This is a genomic window from Mucilaginibacter dorajii, assembly GCF_024808255.1.
Lineage (GTDB): Bacteria > Bacteroidota > Bacteroidia > Sphingobacteriales > Sphingobacteriaceae > Mucilaginibacter > Mucilaginibacter dorajii.
This window is the reverse complement of sequence record NZ_JANTYS010000011.1, coordinates 79285-100665: the sequence shown is the minus strand read 5'-3', so window position 1 is coordinate 100665 and position 21381 is coordinate 79285. Positions and strand designations below refer to the sequence as shown.

Genomic DNA, 21381 nt, shown 5'->3' with positions numbered 1-21381 from the left:
TCATAGAAGCTTCATCTATTTGTAAATAACAATCAGCAATTTAGTTTCTGGGCATCCGGCTATGATCCATGAACTATAAACCATAAACCATGAACTAAATGATTACCAAACGCCACCTGCTTTTTCTTCGGGATGTTTTAATTTATACGTTTACGGCTTTTGGTGGGCCGCAGGCGCATATTGCTGTTTTGCTGCGCGAGTTTGTGCAGAAAAGGCGCTATGTTACCGAGGAGGAGCTGATGGAACTTAATGCGCTATCGCAGGTATTACCGGGGCCTTCATCTACCCAAACTTTGGTTGGTATTGCCTGGAAGGTTGGCGGATTGCAGTTAGCTTTAATCACCTTTGTTATTTGGATACTGCCGTCAGCAGCTATTATGGGCATGGCCGCAATCAGCTATAAAATATTTGCTAATCAGACTAAATTCGCACATGTTTTAACGTATGTCCAGCCGGTAGCCGTGGGAATTGTTGCTTATGCTACCTATAGCTTTGCGTTTAAGTTTTTAAAAACAAGGATAAGTACCATGCTGGCTGTGGCATCGCTTATTGCCACACTCATTTTGCAAAACGCTTACGCGTTTCCAATACTGATCTTGTTGGGAGGCATCATATCGTCGGCTATGGAGACCCAGCCGCAAGAAAACGAACTGCGCACACGGTTGTATGCCAATGTAAATCCCAATAAAGTAGCTTATTTTATTGGGATCCTGTTGTTTTTTGCAGCTTTGGGTGCTGTCATCAACCAAACCTCGCCCTTTAGTTTACCCATTCGTTTATTTGAAAACTTTTACCGCAACGGCATATTGATTTTTGGTGGCGGGCAGGTGATGGTTCCGCTAATGTATACCGAGTTTGTGGAAGTAAAACATTACCTCAGCAACTCCGAATTTCTTTCGGGTTACGCCTTGCAGCAGGCCTTGCCGGGCCCGACATTTTCGTTTACTTCATTTTTAGGTGGTATCACTTTAGGTAATAAAGGATATGGGATTGGTGGCCAAATCATTGGAAGCCTTGTGGCCGTAATAGGGGTAAACACTCCCGGCTTGATCTTGATCCTTTTCATCGTACCATTTTGGGAAGATCTAAAGAAAATTACCCGTATCAAAAATTCACTAAGCGGCATAAACGCGGTTGCCGTAGGTTTTATGGCTACAGCGTTTATCCTGTTGGTACGACCGTTTGGCGGTAATTGGATAGCTTATCTGTTAATGATTTGTACGTTTTTATTGTTGAAATTCACAAAGATAAAAGCACCATTGATCATTGTGATAGGGGTAGTGATAGGGTTGTTGGCCCCCTAACCCCCTGAAGGGGGAACTTTTGATTTGCATGCTAATCATAAAATAACGACGTCCAATTTGTAAACAAATTGGACGTCGTTATAAATAAGTTTTTTAAATTCCCCCTTCAGGGGGTTAGGGGGCCTCGCTTTTAAAATGGCGGTTCATCATCAATATCATCCATTCGTGATGGGCGAATAATGAAGTTGCTTTGTTTTTCAAAATCCTGTGATGGGGCAAGGCCGCTAAACGCGTTGCCGGCAGGAGGGGGGAAGCCATCCATGCCTTCTTCCAGGTTGGCAAATTTCACGTATTTACCAACGAATTTAAGCCTTACCGTACCGGTTTCACCGTTACGGTGTTTGGCGATAATTACCTCACCCACACCCTGGGTTGGGTTACCGTCTTCATCCTCAGTTAAACCGTAGTATTCAGGACGGTAAAGGAACAATACCATATCCGCATCCTGCTCAATTGAACCAGACTCACGTAAATCCGACAGCATCGGCCTTTTGGAGTTACCCGGCCTTTGCTCCACCGCGCGACTCAACTGCGACAGTGCGATAACCGGCACGTTTAATTCTTTTGCAACCGATTTTAACGCACGTGAAATACTACCAATTTCCTGTTCTCGGTTGCCGCCGCCTTTGCCATCAGCCGCTTTACCATGCATCAACTGCAGGTAATCGATGATGATTAATTGAATATCGTGCTGTGCTTTTAAACGACGGCATTTGGCCCTGAATTCAAATATGTTAAGTGCCGGGGTATCGTCAATAATGAAGACAGATTTTTCAAGCCGGCCAATTTTAGAGTGGATCTGTTGCCATTCCCATTCTTCCAGGGTTCCCTTACGGATCTTTTCCTGCTCAATTTCGGCCTCGCCAGCAATCAAACGGTTCACCAACTGAACAGACGACATTTCCAGCGAAAATACCACAGTAGGTTTATCAAAATCAACCGCCGCGTTACGGGCGCAACTTAATACGAAGGCCGTTTTACCCATTGCCGGGCGGGCAGCTATAATTACAAGATCGGATTTTTGCCAGCCCGAAGTCATACGGTCAAGCCCGGTAAAGCCCGATGGCACACCTGTTAATCCGTCTTTTTTATCTTTTAAAGATTCAATATCTTTCAACGCTTCCTGTACCAGGTCGTCCATTTTACGGGCGTCACGGCGCAGGTTGCTTTGGGCTATTTCAAAAAGATTTTTTTCGGCTTTATCCAACAAGTCGAGTACATCGCTGGTATCTTCATAAGCGCTGTTGATGGTTTCTGTAGAGATCCGGATCAACTCCCGCTGGATGTATTTTTGGATGATAATACGCGAGTGAAACTCAATATTGGCGGCAGACGCCACACGGCTGGTAAGCTCGGTGATATAATATGCGCCACCAATCATTTCCAGGTCGCCCTGTTTACGCAATTGCGCTGTAACGGTAAGGATATCTATTGGCTGCGATTTTTCAAAAAGATCTTTAATGGCCGCAAAAATCTTTTGGTGATTGTCGCGGTAAAAAACTTCGGCTTTCAGTACGTCAATTACCGATGATAGGGCATCTTTTTCAAGCATCAGCGCGCCTAACACGGCTTCTTCTAAATCTGTAGCTTGCGGGGGCAATTTGCCCAATCCACTATATGGGGTTGGGTTAGTGATGCGGCTACGGCGTTCGTTTGTATTAGGCTTGTACTGATTCTCGTTCTCAAAACTCATAAGGCGACAAAAATATACAAAAAATGGGTCGTGTTGGGTACTTTTAAATTAACATAGTGTATCCAACTTCTAAAGCAATCATTCTCAATTTAATAATTTAAGCTATTAAATTAACACTACATTGTTAACAAGATGTGGATAACCAAAAGCGACCACTGATTTACAACACGTTAAACCTATGTTAATAAAGTTTAAAATTGTTGGGCATTATTCAAAAACCAAAATGGCAGTTCAGTTCAATAACCGCTTAATCAATTAATATAGCTATTTTTGCCAAAATATAGAATAGTAAAAATGACATTTAATCAAAGACCTCAGCGCGAAAGTAACCAAATGGTTTTTGGCATCAGGGCCATCATGGAAGCCATTACTTCGGGAAAAGAAATTGAGGCATTATATATCCAAAGAGGAGCGGCTGGCGGCTTATCGCATGAGCTAAAAGCACTGCTTACAGAATACAACATCACTGCTCAGCAGGTTCCTGTCGAAAAACTCAACCGCCTTACCGCAAAAAATCACCAGGGGGCTGTAGCCTTTATTTCGCCGATAGTTTATCAAAAAATTGAGAATATCATCCCAGGGGTTTTTGAAAAAGGAGAGGTGCCATTGATTTTAGTTTTAGATTCCATTACCGATGTACGAAATATGGGTGCCATAGCCCGTACTGCAGAATGCGCCGGCGTGCACGCCATTGTGATCCCGGCCAAAGGATCGGCACAGATCAATCCCGATGCTATTAAAACATCGGCAGGGGCTTTATATAAGATCCCGGTTTGCCGCCACGATAACTTTATGCAAACTGTTAAGTTTTTACAGGAATCGGGTTTGCAGCTGGTTTGCTGTACCGAAAAAACAAAAGAAGATATCTACGCTCCTGACTATACCGCGCCAACCGCCATCATCATGGGATCTGAAGAAGATGGCATCCGTAACGAGATCATTCGCATCTCTGATCACCTGGCCAAAATCCCTATGTTTGGTGAGATAGAATCATTGAATGTATCGGTATCTACCGGTGTTATTTTATATGAAGCGATAAGGCAGAGGGGATTGGTTAAGAGTTGATTAGGTTGATTAGGTTGATTAGGTTGGAAAAATTAGAGAATACCTTTGTTTTTATTTATCAAAAGAAAATAACTTAATCAACTCAATTCAACCCAATCAACCATTCACTAAACCCTAAATATACTTCGCTCCAAACTTGCTCTTTACATCTGCTACTACCTGTTTTACGTTTTGCTCCTGGTCGCGGGGGCAAATGAGCAGGGTGTTATTTGATTCTACTACAATGAAATCATGCAGTCCTTTTAGTATCACCAGCTTTTCGCCGGGTACATTTACCATGCAATTTGATGAATCGTACATGATCACCTTTTCTGAAGGGATCACCGCGTTGCCTACATAATCTTTCTCCGCAAGATCATAAATGGATGCCCAGGTACCCAAATCGCTCCAGCCAAAGTCTGATGGTAATACATAAACATTATCCGCTTTTTCCATCACCCCATAATCTATCGAAATATTGATACATTGCTGGTAAGCCTGGTTGATATGGCTCCGCTCGTTTTCTGTATTGTAAACCGGGCGGGCATCTGCAAAAATCTCGTGCATATCCGGCAAATACTGCTCAAATGCTTTTACTATCGCTTTGGCCGACCATACAAAGATGCCCGCGTTCCACAAAAAGTCGCCGCTTTGGATGAAAGTTTTGGCTATCTCCAGCGTTGGTTTCTCGGTAAAGGTTTTCACTTTATGAAAATCTTCGTTGATGGTATTATCAGTGTATTGAATGTACCCGTAACCGGTATCCGGTCTTGATGGTTTAATACCTAAGGTTACCAGGCAATCGTTTGCTGTAGCGGTTTCTAATGATCGAAGGATGGAGTTTACAAACGCATCTTCATCCAGTATCTGCTGATCAGATGGCGCTACTACGATGGCCGCATCGGGGTTTAAGTTTTCTATTTTAAAACAGCCGTAAGCTACGCAGGGTGCGGTATTGCGCATTACCGGTTCAGTCAATATCTGCTGATCTTCCATATCCGGAAGCTGCGTTTTTACCAGTTTGGTATAATTCTCGTTGGTTACTACGTAAATATTTTCTTTAGGACAAACTTTAAGGAAACGTTCGTAGGTGTTTTGGATTAAGGTTTTGCCGGTTCCAAGAATATCGATAAACTGTTTAGGGTGCGATGTGCGACTGATGGGCCAAAAACGGCTGCCTATTCCGCCTGCCATGATGATGGCATAGTAGTTTTTGTTCATGTGTAATTTTAAGAATTATTATTTGGTTTAGTTGCCGCAAAAATGGACAATAATCTGATAGTTGCCTGTTAAATAAAACTATATAATTTGTTAATAATTTGGACACGGTAAGTAAACAAAATGTTTTTCATTTAATAATCATATTAGTATAAAATTTAAAAGTAAATCCCTCGTTTATTCAGAAAATTTTGTTACTTTAAACTTTTAAATCGGACTTTAGATTATTTAAGATAATGATAGAAACTAAGAAGTCGCTATTTGATAACCTCCAGAATTTTTTCGGATTCGACAACTTTAAGGGGGAGCAGGAAGCGATTATCACTAATATCCTGAGCGGCAATGACACCTTTGTAATCATGCCTACAGGTGGTGGTAAATCAATGTGTTACCAGTTACCTGCGCTAATGAGCGATGGCACTGCAATAGTAATTTCTCCATTGATCGCCCTGATGAAAAATCAGGTAGATCAGTTAAGGGCCTTCGGTGGCTCAGATAGTATAGCCCATTTTTTAAATTCTTCACTTACTAAATCCGATATAGGCCGCGTTAAAGAAGATGTTTTAGCCGGTAAGACAAAGTTATTGTATGTAGCTCCCGAATCATTAACCAAGCAGGAAAATATCGACTTTTTACGTTTAAATCAGGTATCATTTGTAGCGGTAGACGAAGCGCATTGTATCTCGGAATGGGGGCATGATTTTCGGCCCGAATACCGTAAGATTCGCCAGGTGATCAGTAATATTGGCGAAAATATCCCAATCATCGCCTTAACAGCTACAGCTACACCAAAAGTTCAGCAGGATATTCAAAAAAACCTGCAGATGAACAATGCCACCATCTACAAATCGTCGTTTAACCGGTCGAACCTTTTTTATGAAGTACGTGCCAAACGTAACGTAATAAAAGAGATAGTAAAATTTGTAAAACAAAACCAGGGAAAATCTGGCATCATATATTGTTTAAGTCGCAAAAAAGTTGAAGAGGTTGCAGAAGCCCTTAACTTAAACGGCGTAAAGGCTTTGCCATACCACGCCGGTTTAGACCCTAAAGTGCGTGCTGATACACAGGATAAATTCCTGATGGAAGATGTTGATGTGATTGTGGCAACTATAGCCTTCGGGATGGGGATTGATAAACCGGATGTTAGATATGTAATTCACCACGATGTGCCTAAAAGTATGGAAGGCTATTACCAGGAAACCGGTCGTGCCGGCCGCGATGGCGGCGAAGGTGTTTGTGTGGCCTTTTACTCTGAAAAAGATATTGACAAGCTGCAAAAGTTTATGAAGGATAAACCTGTTGCAGAACGCGAAATAGGCACCCAGATATTAAAAGAAGTTATTGATTATTGCGAATCATCTGTTTGCAGGCGTAAACAATTGTTGCATTATTTTGGCGAGAACTTTAACGAGGCGGGCTGTAATAACATGTGCGATAATTGCTGCGGTCACAAAGAGCATTTTGATGGCGAAGAGCATTTACATAAAGCGTTAAGCCTGATTAAACACATAGGCGAAAAGTTTGACGATCACCACATCATCAACATTTTGTTAGGGGAAGAGAATGCTCAGATCAAAAATTACGAGCATGATGCGCTTGATTATTATGGATCGGGCAAAGAACTCGGCCGTAATTTGTGGAACTCCCTTTTAAGACAGGCTTTGCTTAATAATTACCTGTCAAAAGACATTGACCAGTACGGCTTGCTCAGGTTAACCAAATTAGGCAACTCCTTTATTGAAAATCCACACAGCATCCGTTTTGTGATGAACCAGGTAATAGAAGGTACCGACGACGATGATGACGCCGATGGCCCTAAAACAGGCGGCGGCGCATTGGATACCCAATTATTGCAGATGCTTAAAGACCTGCGTAAAAGGCTGGCCAAGCAAAAGGGGTTGCCACCGTTCGTGATTTTTCAGGATCCATCGTTAGAGGAGATGTGTACGCACTATCCAATCAATACCGAAGAGTTAAAACATATCTCGGGTGTTGGCGCCGGTAAGGCCCTTAAGTTTGGTAAGCCGTTTACGGATATGATCCAGAAATACGTGGAAGATAATGATATCGACCGTCCGGTTGATATGGTGATCAAAAGTGCGGCGAACAAATCGGCATTAAAAGTTTTCATCATTCAAAATATTGATCGTCATTTAAATTTGGATGATATAGCTGCATCTAAAGGATTAACCTACGAAGAGATCCTGAAAGAAGTAGAAACTATTGTAAACTCGGGCACCAAACTCAACCTTAATTATTATATTGATGAGGTGATAGACGAAGACAAGCAGGAAGAAGTTTTTGATTACTTCCGCACTGCCGAAGCTGATTCTATCGACGATGCTCTTGCCGAGTTAGGCAACGATGATTATACCCGCGAAGAAGTACAATTGATGAGGATAAAATTCCTGTCGGAAATGGGGAATTGATATTAACATGAAATAAAACCAAAACACCTTTGAACTCACTTTCAAAGGTGTTTTGGTTTTGATAAGTTACATGATTAGGAAGCTATTCGTTCTCGTCGAAAATCCTAGTATAGTCAGAAAACTCAGTATTTTCCAAATCTTTGATTATAACTGATTTTGCTATATCAAAATCAATCACAAAGCAACAAACCTCCATTGTTCCGCTACCAATGCTTCCTCCATCGCAATGACCAAGTCCTGTCCAACCTAAGGTGTGATCCATTTTGTTCTGTAATCTTGTTCTTTTAGCAATATCATCTGCATTGCCCATTCCATCGATCTTAAATTCAATGAGTAAAGTATATTGATCATCAATGTCTACTTCTTCGTATCCATCTTTAACCATCATATTTATCTCGCTTTGAATTTGTTTTTTATTGCTCGATAATAGTCTGGATTTTACCTCTTTGTTTTGTCCTGGAGTACCAACAATACCCCAATGTACTATGCCTGTTTTAGCATCTTTGTCCCAGGTTTCCCAATATAAAATTTGATCACCTGATTGTTTATAAAGTTTTAGCATTTTTGATATCTTCTTTATTTTTCTATTTGATTTCCAGGTAGTCTAAATTCATATTTCCATTGGCTACAATATGCAAGGTAAGCACGTGTATACCTTTCGTTAGCATAATTGAGCCTATCGCTGGCGAACTGTTCCAATGATGCCATTGCCTCCATGCTATGGTGTCCTGATCGTTATGAGTAGAGGTGATCTTCATTGGGCCGGTGGCATCTTTACCATCTATATCAATGGATATAGCACCATCGCCGTTAGCAGTGTACATTAGGCCGATAGGATAGCTGCCCGTTTTGGTTACTTTAACGGTGTAATTAATCCATTCACCAGGTTGTGTCCAACCTACGTAAAATTGGTTCATATCCCTTTTAACTTTATTGTAAGGATTATCATCAATATGGTCATGTGCTTTGGTGTAGGATATATCAACCCCTTCCTTCATCCTAAACTCGTTTAAAAAAGTCCCGTTGGCCGGATTAAGTTTACCACTGCCATTATTGGCACTATCGGAATCATGATAAGCTACGCCTTCGCCACCGGTGTTATATAATTCGCATTCCAGTTTACCGGGGAGTTGTTGCATTTTATTTTGCCAGGGTTTGCCGGCATTGGTAGTTTGGGCGATAAAAGCACAGCAAAATAAGGCAATACAAATTGCGAAAAGCAAAAGAGGTTTCATGGTTTAGCTTTGGTTGATAGCGCTAATATAGCAGATAGAAAAGCACCTATCGCATAAAAACATCACCCGATATTGAAGACGTTATTTAGCGATGATCATAAATTCCGTCCGCCTGTTTAAAGCTTTATCTTCCTCTGTTACGTTTGGCGCTATAGGCTGCGTTTTGCCATAGCCTTTATATACCAGGCGCGCGGCAGGGATACCATTACTTATTAAGTATTGATAAACAGATTTAGCACGGTTCTCAGACAAGATTTGATTGGCCAGATCGGCACCCACATTATCGGTATGGCCCGATATCTCGATGTGAACGGTTGGGTTTACAGCAAGAAACTCTATCAACTTTGTTAACTCCGTTTTTGATTCTCTTTTGAGGTCGAATTTGTTGGTATCGAAGAAAATATTCTTCAGGATAACTTTATTGCCAACCTCAATAGGCTCCAGCAATGCTTTGATGTGAAAAGGCTTTTGCTCCTTATAACCAATAAGTGAAAAGTTTGCCGAATAAAACAGGTATCCGCTTTTAGAGATATTTAAAGCATAGTCTTTGCCTGTTGTTAGGGTGGCTAAGAAATCGCCATCATCCTGGTTGCTGTAATCCTGGTAAACGGGTTTGTTTTTTTCCAGGTCAATGATCTCCACAGCCGCCTCCAGCGGTTCTTTGGTTTTTGCATCGGCCACATTGCCTTTTACATAGGTAACAATATGCGGACGAAGATTTGCCGGCAACTCAAAGGTATAAATGTCATAGCCGCCAAAGCCGCCCAGGTTAGCATTGTCTGAAGCGAAAAAAGCATAGGTACCGTAGGCTGTAAGCGTGAGGCCGTTTTCATCGCCATTGGTATTAATAGGGTAGCCCAGGTTTTGTGGCTTTTGCCATTTACCATCTTTTCCCAATCTGCTAACAAATAAATCTTTATTACCCAAACCCGGCCATCCGTTTGAACAAAAGTATAAGGTGCTATCGTCCGGGTGAATAAACGGCGACTGCTCATTATAAGCTGTATTGATGTTTGGCCCAAGGTTTTCAGGTTCGCCCCAGCCCTTGTCTGTTAAGGTCGACTTCCAGATATCGTACCCACCGTAGCCACCTTTTTTGTTGCTTACAAAATACAGCGTGCGTCCGTCGGCACTTATCGATGGCTGCGATTCCCAGCCCGATGTATTTACAGGAGCACTCAGGTCAAAAGGTTTCCCCCAATCGTCACCCAGTTTTTTTGAAATATAAATATCACAGCGACCAAGTCCGTCGGGGCGGTTACAACCCGTAAAGAACAGGAATTTTCCATCCTGAGATAGCGACTGCGCACCCTCGTTGTATTGATCAGTATTAATTCTGCTGCTTAAGTAGGTGGCGGTGTCCCATTTGCCTTTTATCTTCAGGCTTTTATAAAAATCTTCGTTGTTATTAATTTTACGGGTAAATATCAGCATGCTTTCATCTGCAGTGCCAACAGGCAGGTATTCATCATAGGCGGTATTAATGTTAGGTCCCATATTAATGGGTTTAAACGGAACCGGGTGCTGTATAGCCTGGATACTGAATTTGGCATCAGTGATGAGCTTTTGCGCAAACTCATTGTTTTGAGGTGTGATATCAGGGTAAGTAAGGTATTTTTCGAGGTGCTGCTGCGCCTGGGGGTATTTAGCTTCGTAGATCTCTGTTTCGCCAATTTTAAGGTAGATACCGCGATTAAATTCGGGATTAAGGTCAATCACCTTCAAGTATTGCTCAATTGCCTGCTTGTACATATGGCGCGTACGGTACACGTCTCCCAGTTGCGCGTGTGCTTCTACAAATTTAGAGTCTTCATTAATCGCTTTTAGCAGGTTATCAATAGCATCATCGTAATAATGCTCATCAATGTTTTGTCCTGCCTGGGCAAAGTATTTTATGGCTTCGCTGTTTTTGGTAGAATACTGCCTTTGCTGACTCCAGGCTGTAACAGATAGGAAAAATAACAAGATAGAGAGGAAAGCTATTCTCATCTGTTTTGATACGATAATTTATACCGTAAGTTACAATTATTACGGGATATTCAAATATTTATGCGTTTGCAGCGATATTTCCCATTGCGGATTGTTCATTACATAATCAACAATAAGCGGAATCATCTCTTTTGATTTTGACCACTCGGGCTGTAGGTACAATTTACAATCTGGAGAAACCATTTTAGCATGGTACTCTGCCCATTCAAAATCTGATTTATTAAAAACGATCACCTTTAATTCATGGGCATTCTCTGCTACATGTGGCAATGGCGCTTTAAATTTTTTGGGCGATAAACAAATCCAATCCCAATCGCCCGAAAGGGGATAGGCACCAGATGTTTCGATAAAGGTTTTAATACCTAAGTTGTGGAGCTGATCTGTAAGGTAATCAAGATTATAGATCAATGGCTCGCCACCGGTAACCACAACAGCTTTTGACGGATGTATAGATGCATTAGCCACTATGATATCGGCTGCTGTAAGCGGGTGCAGCTCGGCATCCCAGCTTTCTTTAACATCACACCAATGGCAACCCACGTCGCAACCGCCCAGGCGGATAAAGTAAGCTGCTTTACCTGTATTGTATCCTTCACCCTGTATCGTGTAAAACTCTTCCATTAAAGGAAGCAGCGTGCCGTCGTCTGGAATTTGGTGTGCCATAATATTTTGCAAAAGTACCTAAATAAGCCGAAAGCATAAAGCTGAATGGTAAACGTAACGTAAAACGTTTGCCTGCTGCCCTACGAAACGGCCAGATTAGAATTATTATTAATAAATTTCACATTTAAGCAATTGTAAGCATGCAAGTAATCTGTTTGGATTGTAAATTAGCGTCATGAAATTTTAATCTCCCTTAAAAACCTTTACCGCCATGAAAAAAATTTACTTCCTGATCCTTTTCCTGGCAATTACCTGTTTAAGTTCATGCGTTGATATCGAGGAGCATTATACCTTTAAAAACGATGGCAGCTGTAGCGTGGTTTACGGTTTTGATATGAGTAAGGCAGTTTCTGTGTTGGTTAACCTGGTTTCTGACTCCTTAAAACAAACCCCGCAATTTAGCCTGGTAAAAGATACCTCACTTAATTTTTACAATGCCATGCCCGATAGCACCCAGCAACGGATGAGTGTTGCCGAAATTGCCCTGGCCAAAAGCAGTGATCTTACTGTAAATATGAATCTTAAGAAAAGTATTGTGAAGGTATCTATCAACCATACAGCAAAAGACGCTGCCGATTTGAAATATTATCTTCAAAACGTATCCAAAATAGCACTTAACAGCCAGGTGAGCGCCCTATCAACCGGAGCTAAAAACAGCAAAGCTTTAGATGCAAAACAGATGATTGTAGGGCAGGATTATTACTCTTATGATATTACCCCTCACAAATTTTATCGCATCATTGATAAAGCCAAGTTCAATGCTTTTTTAAAGAAAACCCAATCAACCTTTATGATGGCAAAAGCCATGCTGATAGATATGCCCTATAAAGTGATCCTTAATTTTGCAAAGCCCATTAAAAGACTCAATAACTCCAAGGCGGTATTATCTGCCGATAGAAAAAGCGTAACGCTGATCACCAATATGGACGAGGTGATCAAAAATCCATCGCTGATGAATTTGAAGATTGACTTTTAGCGAATGACTTTTTTTGCCCGTTTTAATGAAATCTGAACTTGATTTACTTATCGAATTGCTTGAGGCGGAGAAAAAATCGCTCGAATTGCTTATACAGGAAGATATTAAGGAACACGAATATCTGAATGTGCATCACTATGGCCAGGCATTAATTAAGGTGAATAGCCGCTTGTACATGCTCAATTGTTTTAAAGATCCTTTTTATGAAAGAGAGAACCGTCTTGAAAGAATGCAGAACTTTTACTCGACAGGCGAAGATATTTATTTAAAGGCTTTTTGGGAAGAACAGCTTGTTGTAGAAAAAGAAGAAATTCGGCAATTAAGAAAACAATCAAATACCTATTTTAACGATACTCAAAATATTGATGATGCGTTGTTTGATTTACGGGATGGTAGGTTTGCTAAATTGAGGTTGAATTTTTCTCACAGAGGAGAACCGTTTTATCTTGATTTTAAGATGGAGGCCGGACAAATATTAAATATCTATACGAAAGCAAGTAATCTTGTCGATGGGGATGATCCGGACGATCTCGAATCGAGTCAACTTCATTTGTTCGTGAATTTGGGATTTAAAGCTGACATTGAGGCAGATTTGCTGATTTACAAATGGGTTATGCACGGTGTTAAAGATGTCATAGCAATTAAAACAATGCTATCCAGAATTATATATGACATTGGTTACTGGAGTGAAGAAAAACAAGCTACTTTAGCATGTTTTGTTTGATTATGAAGTGGTATAAAATCGCTGAAGTTCAACCTACTACAGAGCCGTTTATTAAAAAAGTAAAAGCAGGTAGCAAAAGCGTTTGCCTGGTTGGTTTTGAAGGAGAAATATATGCCATGGCTGCTGCCTGTCCGCATGCCGGGGCTGATTTGAGCCAGGGTTTATGCGTGAAAGGTAAAATTGTTTGTCCCTACCATCGGTATACTTATGAATTGGCTACCGGAAAGGGCGGGGAAGGGCAGAATGATTTTGTAGAAACCTATGCCGTAAATATTAAGGATGACGATATTTATGTAGGAATCAGCTCCTTTTGGGATAAGGTTTTTAGATGAGTTGATTGGGATGGAATAAGTTAGATTAAGTTGATTGAGTTAGATTAGGTTGATTGAGTTAGCATATCTTAAAATAAATAACTCAATCAACCTGATCCAATCTACTTAACCCAATAAACTTACTTATATACCTCTTTATTTGCCGAAGAAAGCGTGTTCTTCAACAAACCTATAATCGTCATTAAGCCTACACCGCCCGGTACCGGGGTTATCCAGGAAGCTTTTGGGGCTACGTTTTCGAAATCAACATCGCCATAAAGCTTAAAGCCAGATTTGGTTAGGGTTGATGTTTCGCGATTCATACCTACGTCAATTACTACCACGCCATCTTTCACCATATCGGCAGTGATAAAATTCTTTTTACCGATGGCAACTATAAGAATATCGGCATCAAGCGTAAACTTTTTGATATCGGGTGTGCGGCTATGACAAATGGTTACCGTACAGTTACCCGGGGTAGTGTTACGCGCCATCAAAATGCTCATTGGCGAACCTACAATGTTACTACGACCAACAACAACACAATGCTTGCCAGCGGTTTCAATACCGTATTCTTTAAGCATCAAGGTGATACCGTAGGGAGTAGCCGGGATAAATGAAGGCAGGTTGCGCTGCATACGGCCTAAATTAACCGGGTGAAAACCATCCACATCTTTGCGATGGTCAATACGCTCGGTTACCTTTTCCGGGTCGATGTGTTTAGGTAGCGGAAGCTGTACAATGATGCCGTCGATATCTGCATCAGCGTTTAGTTCTTCAACCTTTTTAAGTAGCTCATCTTCTGTAACCGTATCCTCAAAACGCACCAGGGTAGATTTAAACCCAACCTTTTCGCAATTTTTGATCTTACTGGCAACATAAGTTTCGCTGCCGCCATCATGGCCAACCAAAACTGCCACCAGGTGTGGTTGCCGGCCTGTTTCGGTCAATATTTTTGCCGCTGCTTCGGCTATTTCAACCTTAAGTTTTTCTGATACGTATTTTCCGTCGAGAAGTCTCATGTATAGCCCCCTAACCCCCTAAAGGGGGAACTTTTTGATTTGCAATATTATTTAATAACCCTCCTTAACTCCCCCTTCAGGGGGCCGGGGGGGCTTAATCAAGTTTCAAAACTGCCATAAACGCCGATTGTGGTATCTCTACGTTACCTACCTGGCGCATGCGTTTTTTACCTTTTTTTTGTTTTTCTAATAGTTTACGCTTGCGGGAAATATCACCACCGTAACATTTGGCGGTAACATCCTTGCGCAAAGCTTTAACTGTTTCGCGGGCAATGATCTTGGCACCAATAGAGGCCTGAACAATGATCTCGAATTGCTGGCGCGGAATCAACTCCTTCAATTTCTCGCAGATCTTTTTACCAAAATCATAAGAGTTTCCTCTGAAAATCAGTGATGACAATGCATCAACCGGCTCGGCGTTTAACCTGATATCCAAACGCACCAGGTCTGATTTGCGGTAACCTATCTGGTGATAGTCAAAAGAGGCATAACCTTTTGATATGGTTTTCAGCTTATCGTAAAAGTCAAAAACAATCTCGCCCATAGGCAGCTCAAATATTAATTCAACCCTATCTGATGTGAGGTAAGATTGATTAACAATGTAGCCACGTTTTTGGATACAAAGCGACATTACCGGGCCAACAAAATCTGATTTTGTAATGATGGTGGCTTTGATGTATGGCTCTTCAACGTAGTCTATTTTACTTGGATCGGGAAGATCTGATGGGTTGTTTACAGTTATCGGCTCGCCTTTGGTGGTGTAAGCTACGTATGATACGTTGGGTACGGTAGTAATTACCGTCATATCAAACTCGCGCTCCAGGCGTTCCTGGATGATCTCCATATGCAGCATGCCCAGGAAACCGCAACGGAAACCAAAGCCTAAAGCGGCCGATGATTCCGGCTCAAAAACCAGCGAAGCATCATTAAGCTGCAATTTAGCCATCGACTCGCGCAGCTCTTCATATTCATCAGTATCAACCGGGTAAATACCGGCAAATACCATTGGTTTTACTTCTTCAAAACCCTGGATGCCGCTTTCACAAGGGCGGTCAACACGGGTAATAGTATCACCTACCTTAACCTCGCGTGCTTCTTTAATACCAGAGATAATATAACCTACATCGCCCGTTTTGATCACATCGCGGGGCGATTGTTTTAATTTTAAGGTACCAACTTCATCAGCAATGTACTGCTTTTCGGTTGCAAAAAATTTCACCTTATCGTTTTTACGGATCTCGCCGTTAACAACTTTGAAATAAGCTACAATACCGCGAAAGGAGTTATAAACCGAATCGAAGATCAATGCCTGTAATGGTGCTTCAGGGTCGCCAACCGGGGCTGGTACCCGGTGAACAATGGCACGTAGGATATCATGTACACCCATGCCGGTTTTACCGGATGCCGCAAGGATATCTTCACGTTTGCAGCCAATCAGCTCAACAATCTGGTCTTTAACTTCCTCGGGCATAGCGCCTGGGAGGTCCATTTTGTTGAGTACCGGGATGATTTCAAGGTCGTTTTCTAATGCTAAATAAAGATTGGATATCGTTTGGGCCTGGATACCCTGGGCAGCGTCAACAATAAGCAATGCGCCTTCGCAGGCAGCTATTGAACGTGATACCTCGTATGAGAAATCCACGTGTCCCGGTGTATCTATCAGGTTAAGGATATATTTTTGACCATCAAGCTCATAGTCCATTTGAATGGCATGGCTTTTTATGGTGATGCCCCGCTCGCGCTCCAGATCCATATCGTCAAGCAATTGCGCCTGCGATTCGCGTTGGGTTATAGTGTTGGTGTATTCTAATAACCTATCGGCAAGCGTGCTTTTACCGTGGTCAATATGTGCGATGATACAAAAATTACGAATATGCTCCATTGAACCGCAAAAATAGCTTTTTAGGATGATAAATTGATAGGCTGTTTTTAAATAGCCCAATGTCGTTGATTTAAGTGTTCAGGATATGCGATGGATTCCTTTAACAATTCAAATAAACAGGTTGTTTAAACAGCTTGATCCTTATCGACTACTTTCAATAGAATCTGTAAAAGATAACCCCGAAACCCAAGTTCTTCAAAAAGGGCAGGGGTTACGGCTGTGAAAAATATGATCCAAATCATTGCGGCATATTTGCCGGCAAAAAAAGAGTAGTAATGCTCTTCTTTTGAAAAGATGGTAACATTTAACCATCCTGCCGCATAATGCACCAAAAAAGAGCCCAGCATAGCAATGCCGCCATAAGCCGCTAATTTTTGCCAGGAGAAGTTTCGCCACACCAATAAGCGTTTGTTCTTGGCCCAATTGTAAGCAAAGAAGATAACCGCTGTGTCGGCAAAAACAATTTCGAACACCAGTGACCATCCCAAGGTGTTAAATGCATCAACGAATGCAGAAAACATGCACACAATGATGCAAATTCCATAAAATGCAGCAGCTTGCTTAAGTAAATCCGGGTATCGAATGGAATGTATTGGCCAACAACAGGCACAAATATTTGGATGCGCCTAAATTGCGCGATACATCAGTTTAGTGTTAACCTTGTAAAAATATAAAATATTGATTATTAGGAAATTGTATGGTTTTATATTTAAAATATGTTAAGTTATGTTAACCCAATTAGATGCGTTTGCCCTGAACAATAAACGGAGTTATCGAAAAATGTAAAACATGCTATTGAACACAAAGTACTTAGCCCAATATGTTAAGCAAACCTTTAATTTATTCCTTCTACAAACACAGGCGTTTCTGAAACCGCCACCGCAAGTTTACCTGCAACGGGTACAGCGGTTGTTTTAACAGCCGATGATGCGCCGATTTTTAAAGTATAAATATTCGCCTTAGTAGTGCCTAAATCAAGTGTATAAGTACCTGTACGACCTTTTTCATCCGGTATGGTTAAAACGTACATGACCTTATTGCCGTTAACATATTTATCAACCAGGGGGGTGGCATTGATGGTTGATTTATAAGTGTAGTTACCCATCAACTTATTGGTTTGCAAAATGTAATCGGCAGCAGGGCGGGGCCTGCCGTTTTCTGATACCCCGGAGGTGGCGTATTGTACATCAACATTAGGTGTATCATCCTGCAACTGGTAAAAAAACACCCGCTTAATCCCATGGCGGATATATAATAACGAGGTTCTCAATATCCAGTCGCCCTGGGTTTCTATTGGCGATCTGGTACCTATATAGGTGGCTTTTTGATAGCTACCCTGGTTAATATCGTACCCCGATTCGGTTACCCATACCTCCACAGGTTTACTAAAAGTGCTTGCCAGTTTAACAAATGAATCGGCTATCTGTCCGGCCATGGAAAGTTCTGGAGCTACGCCGGTAGTGGCATGTTCATGTTTTAAAATATTGCCGTTATTACTATAAAAGTGGTAGTTGATCACGTCAAAACACAGGTTTATGCTGCCATCTGCCCTATAACCACGGTTTGTTTTACACCAGGCTATCATCCGGTTTACAAAGTTTACATCGCATGAAGCCAGGCCACCCATCACCACCTGCATGTTTGGGTCGGCAGTTTTAACACCCGCATTTTTACCCAATTTACCTATATTGCCATCATAAAAGGCCGACATGTTAGCTGCATATTCTTCGGGGCTTTGCTGCGTGGCCGGGCCTTTCCACCATTTATCGCGTTCGTTATCGCATTCAATATACTTGATCAGCCCCATACCTGTTTTAACTACATTGATCTCATCATTATTCCAGCGGGGACGGGAATCAACTTTTACTAAAGATCTATCTACAGCAGTATTGTAACCGTATCTTGCTGCAAACTGAAAGGCTGTACGTGCCTGATCTGCGTACGACGCCGGGTTACTTTTATCAAGGCCGTATGGTGCAGGTACATTTTCATTATCCTGCATATCAGAAGGGTAGGTGCTCTCCATCCAATTGGGGCAGTTTTTTAAATCGGCTAAAACCAAAATGCCGTCCTGTTTACAGCGCGTATAAATCAAATCATAATCCCAGCTACCGTTGTTGGTAGGGTTATAGGTATAATTTCCTTTGGTGTTTTCCAGCTTATTCCAGTTTATATAGTGCCGCACCGAACTGAATGATTTGATGATGGCCATATTTTTTTCATAAATGGTATGTTTAAGGTTTTGGTTTGCCGGATCCTGCAAAAAATTCCATTCATAAACATTTATTCCAAACATATTTTTCAGCGCTACCGGGTTCGCTATTGCAGTAGTATCACTCAAAATAGATTTACTAATGTGAACGCTATCCTTTACATTTTTTTCATCATTTTTCAATGAGGACAGCTTTTGCGAACGGCAATGCCCCCCAAATAACACAACAGCCGCAATAATGCTCAGATACTTGTAATTAAGAAGGATGGTCATTTGTTTTGTTGATTTTTCGGTCTTAATCTACAAATTAAAAGGTAAATTATTACTGCTGCTATAATTATGAATCAGTATAGCTTCGGGAGTTCTTTGCTTCTGTTCTGTAATTAAAAGATTTTGGCAAACAACTTGGCTGTTTAAGCCTTTATTAAGTATTAGTTTAAATAATATACTTAATATATGCCCAAGACCATAATTGTATCTAACCGATTACCCGTTAAAATTTCCAAAACTGATGACGAATATAGCTTATCATCAAGCGAGGGAGGGCTGGCCACCGGTTTAGGTTCAATATATAAACAAGACAATAACGTATGGATAGGTTGGCCTGGAGTTGAGATTGCTGATCAGGATGATAAGGATAAAGTTTCGCAACAGTTAAAAGAGCTGAGCCTTATCCCTGTTTTTTTAGATCAGGAAGAAATAAACCAATACTACGAAGGGTTTTCGAACGAAGTGTTATGGCCCGTTTTTCATTATTACTCGTCAACTTACGCCAGCTACAAACAATCAAACTGGGATTACTACCAGGCAGTAAATAAAAAATTCAGAGATGTGATCCTAAGTGTTGCCGAACCGGGCGATGTGATATGGGTTCATGATTATCAATTATTACTTTTACCGGCGCTGGTAAGGCACGATTTGCCCGATGTTTCTATTGGCTTTTTTCTGCATATTCCGTTTCCATCTCATGAAATGTTCCGGTTGATCCCATGGCGGTCGGAGTTATTGGATGGTATGCTTGGTGCCGATCTGATTGGTTTTCATACGTTTGATGATGTACGCCATTTTTTGGGAACTACCTCCCGCATTTTGCCGGTTACCACTTCATCAAACATTATCACCACCGGTGAGCGGTCTATTGTAGTTGAGTCGTTCCCGATGGGGATTGACGAAAAAAAATATGCCTCGCTGCCTTTACAGGATGATGTAAAAGAACAGGCACAGCTAATTAAAGACAACTTTAAAAGTACTAAACTGATCTTATCTGTAGATAGACTTGATTATAGCAAAGGTATTTTGCAGCGCCTGCAGGCATTTGAATTATTATTGCAGTTGTGCCCGGAGTGTATAGGAACCATCGCCCTTTATATGATCGTGGTACCCTCACGCGATACGGTGCCGCAATATGCACACTTAAGGGACGAAATTGATAAAAAGGTAGGTAATATCAATTCTATTTACCGTACTATGGACTGGAGCCCTATCCATTATTACTACCGGTCTTTTCCAATAGAAACACTCTCGGCTTTGTATGCTACCGCCGATGTATGTTTGGTAACCCCCATGCGCGATGGCATGAACCTGGTAAGCAAGGAATATGTGGCCAGCAGGGTAAATAATGATGGTGTATTGATTATGAGCGAGATGGCCGGCTCATCAAAAGAATTGATAGATGCCATTATAGTAAACCCCAATAACACAGGTGAAGTTTGCAGGGCTATTTTACAGGCAATTAATATGCCACCCGAAGAGCAGCGCAAGCGCATGATCCCAATGAGGCAACTGGTGGCAAAATTCAATATCAGTCATTGGGTTAAAATTTTTATGGATAGGTTGAAAGAAGTTAAGCTGATGCAACGATCAATGCAGGCCAGGCATGCCAGTAACACTACTGAACAATCCATAATTAACCGTTATATTAAAACAAAAAAAAGGATCATCTTTTTAGATTACGACGGCACGTTGGTAGGCTTCAGATCAAATATTGAACAGGCAAGTCCGGATAAGGAATTGTACAATATCATACAGAAACTTACCGAAGATCCGGCCAACCAGGTAGTGCTCATTAGCGGGCGTAAGCACGAAAATTTGGATGAATGGTTTAGTCATACCGATATGTACCTGATTGCCGAACACGGTTCATGGTTTAAACAAAATGGTACATCATGGCATAAAATAGCCGGCCTCACCGACCAATGGAAGCACGATATTTACCCGATACTGGAAACCTATGTCGACCGTACACCTGGCTCTTTTATCGAAGAAAAAACATACTCCTTAGTTTGGCATTACCGTAAGGCCCCGGCTGGCTTAGGCGAGCTTAGGGCGAACGAACTGATCAACAACCTGAAGTACCTGGCAAGTGATAAAGGTTTACAACTGCTGATTGGAGATAAGGTATTGGAAGTTAAGAATATGGATATCAATAAAGGCAAAGCCGCATTGACATTAACCGAAGGAAAAGATTATGATTTTATTATAGCTTTTGGCGATGACTATACCGATGAGGATATTTTTAAAGCACTGCCGGATACCGCTATCACCATTAAGGTAGGCAGCAACTTATCGGCAGCTAAGTTTTACCTGCGCAACCCGCAAGAGGTTAGGAAGCTGCTTACAAGTTTTACGAAGCATACAGCCGTTGAAATGTTGTAATGTTAGAAGGTTTTAATGTTG

The 21381-nt window shown here is 41.4% G+C and carries 17 protein-coding genes; 7 read left to right on the top strand and 10 right to left on the bottom strand.

Features of this window, described 5'->3' with window-relative positions:
* Positions 1–98 precede the first annotated feature (98 nt).
* Positions 99–1304, top strand: a complete 1206-nt coding sequence (gene chrA, locus FHS10_RS16305) for a chromate efflux transporter (protein ID WP_259092440.1) — start codon at positions 99–101, stop codon at positions 1302–1304.
* Positions 1305–1434: 130 nt separating this feature from the next.
* On the opposite strand, the gene dnaB is transcribed toward chrA, so the two are convergent.
* Positions 1435–2997 (bottom strand): replicative DNA helicase, encoded by a 1563-nt coding sequence (gene dnaB, locus FHS10_RS16300; protein ID WP_259092438.1) that lies wholly within the window; start codon positions 2995–2997, stop codon positions 1435–1437.
* A 294-nt stretch (positions 2998–3291) separates the two neighbouring features.
* Here dnaB and rlmB point away from each other — a divergent pair, with 294 nt between their 5' ends.
* Positions 3292–4062: a 23S rRNA (guanosine(2251)-2'-O)-methyltransferase RlmB gene (gene rlmB, locus FHS10_RS16295; RefSeq protein WP_259092435.1), complete on the top strand. Its 771-nt coding sequence runs from the start codon at positions 3292–3294 to the stop codon at positions 4060–4062.
* Between the two features lie 114 nt (positions 4063–4176).
* Here rlmB and FHS10_RS16290 read toward each other — a convergent pair whose 3' ends face one another.
* Positions 4177–5262: a mannose-1-phosphate guanylyltransferase gene (locus tag FHS10_RS16290; RefSeq protein WP_259092434.1), complete on the bottom strand. Its 1086-nt coding sequence runs from the start codon at positions 5260–5262 to the stop codon at positions 4177–4179.
* A gap of 236 nt (positions 5263–5498) precedes the next feature.
* On the opposite strand from FHS10_RS16290, the gene recQ reads away from it, so the two are divergent.
* Entirely contained in the window at positions 5499–7691 is a 2193-nt protein-coding gene (gene recQ, locus FHS10_RS16285; RefSeq protein ID WP_259092612.1) for a DNA helicase RecQ, read from the top strand.
* Positions 7692–7773: 82 nt separating this feature from the next.
* Here the strand turns inward: recQ and FHS10_RS16280 are convergent, their stop codons facing one another.
* The 4 genes from FHS10_RS16280 to FHS10_RS16265 form a co-directional block, all read right to left on the bottom strand.
* The gene (locus tag FHS10_RS16280; RefSeq protein WP_259092433.1) at positions 7774–8253 is read right to left on the bottom strand and encodes a hypothetical protein; all 480 of its coding nucleotides are present in this window, start codon (positions 8251–8253) and stop codon (positions 7774–7776) included.
* A 22-nt stretch (positions 8254–8275) separates the two neighbouring features.
* Complete coding sequence (locus FHS10_RS16275) at positions 8276–8926, bottom strand: carbohydrate-binding protein (RefSeq protein WP_259092432.1); 651 nt, start codon at positions 8924–8926, stop codon at positions 8276–8278.
* Between the two features lie 81 nt (positions 8927–9007).
* Positions 9008–10915 (bottom strand): OmpA family protein, encoded by a 1908-nt coding sequence (locus tag FHS10_RS16270; protein WP_259092431.1) that lies wholly within the window; start codon positions 10913–10915, stop codon positions 9008–9010.
* Positions 10916–10954: 39 nt separating this feature from the next.
* Complete coding sequence (locus tag FHS10_RS16265; RefSeq protein ID WP_259092429.1) at positions 10955–11578, bottom strand: 7-carboxy-7-deazaguanine synthase QueE; 624 nt, start codon at positions 11576–11578, stop codon at positions 10955–10957.
* 211 nt (positions 11579–11789) lie between these two features.
* Between FHS10_RS16265 and FHS10_RS16260 the strand changes: the two genes are divergently transcribed.
* Genes FHS10_RS16260 through FHS10_RS16250 form a run of 3 tightly spaced genes read left to right on the top strand, consistent with a single transcriptional unit; the run spans position 11790 to position 13610 of the window.
* On the top strand, positions 11790–12554 hold the full coding sequence (locus tag FHS10_RS16260) for a hypothetical protein (protein ID WP_259092428.1): 765 nt from the start codon (positions 11790–11792) through the stop codon (positions 12552–12554).
* Between the two features lie 25 nt (positions 12555–12579).
* Positions 12580–13278, top strand: a complete 699-nt coding sequence (locus FHS10_RS16255) for a hypothetical protein (RefSeq protein WP_259092427.1) — start codon at positions 12580–12582, stop codon at positions 13276–13278.
* 2 nt (positions 13279–13280) lie between these two features.
* A complete protein-coding gene (locus tag FHS10_RS16250; RefSeq protein ID WP_259092426.1) occupies positions 13281–13610 on the top strand; it encodes a Rieske (2Fe-2S) protein in 330 nt (109 codons plus the stop codon).
* Positions 13611–13729: 119 nt separating this feature from the next.
* Here FHS10_RS16250 and FHS10_RS16245 read toward each other — a convergent pair whose 3' ends face one another.
* The 4 genes from FHS10_RS16245 to FHS10_RS16230 all read right to left on the bottom strand — a co-directional run bounded on the left by FHS10_RS16245 (position 13730) and on the right by FHS10_RS16230 (position 18978).
* Positions 13730–14611 carry a bifunctional 5,10-methylenetetrahydrofolate dehydrogenase/5,10-methenyltetrahydrofolate cyclohydrolase gene (locus FHS10_RS16245; protein ID WP_259092424.1) on the bottom strand — a complete coding sequence of 294 codons (882 nt, stop codon included), beginning with the start codon at positions 14609–14611 and terminating at the stop codon, positions 13730–13732.
* Positions 14612–14705: 94 nt separating this feature from the next.
* Complete coding sequence (gene lepA / locus FHS10_RS16240) at positions 14706–16493, bottom strand: translation elongation factor 4 (protein WP_259092611.1); 1788 nt, start codon at positions 16491–16493, stop codon at positions 14706–14708.
* A 125-nt stretch (positions 16494–16618) separates the two neighbouring features.
* Positions 16619–17014, bottom strand: a complete 396-nt coding sequence (locus FHS10_RS16235; RefSeq protein WP_259092422.1) for a CPBP family glutamic-type intramembrane protease — start codon at positions 17012–17014, stop codon at positions 16619–16621.
* Between the two features lie 314 nt (positions 17015–17328).
* Positions 17329–18978, bottom strand: coding sequence for a hypothetical protein (locus tag FHS10_RS16230; protein WP_259092419.1), 1650 nt, complete (start codon positions 18976–18978; stop codon positions 17329–17331).
* 183 nt (positions 18979–19161) lie between these two features.
* Here FHS10_RS16230 and FHS10_RS16225 point away from each other — a divergent pair, with 183 nt between their 5' ends.
* Positions 19162–21360 (top strand): bifunctional alpha,alpha-trehalose-phosphate synthase (UDP-forming)/trehalose-phosphatase, encoded by a 2199-nt coding sequence (locus tag FHS10_RS16225; protein WP_259092418.1) that lies wholly within the window; start codon positions 19162–19164, stop codon positions 21358–21360.
* Positions 21361–21381: the final 21 nt, after the last annotated feature.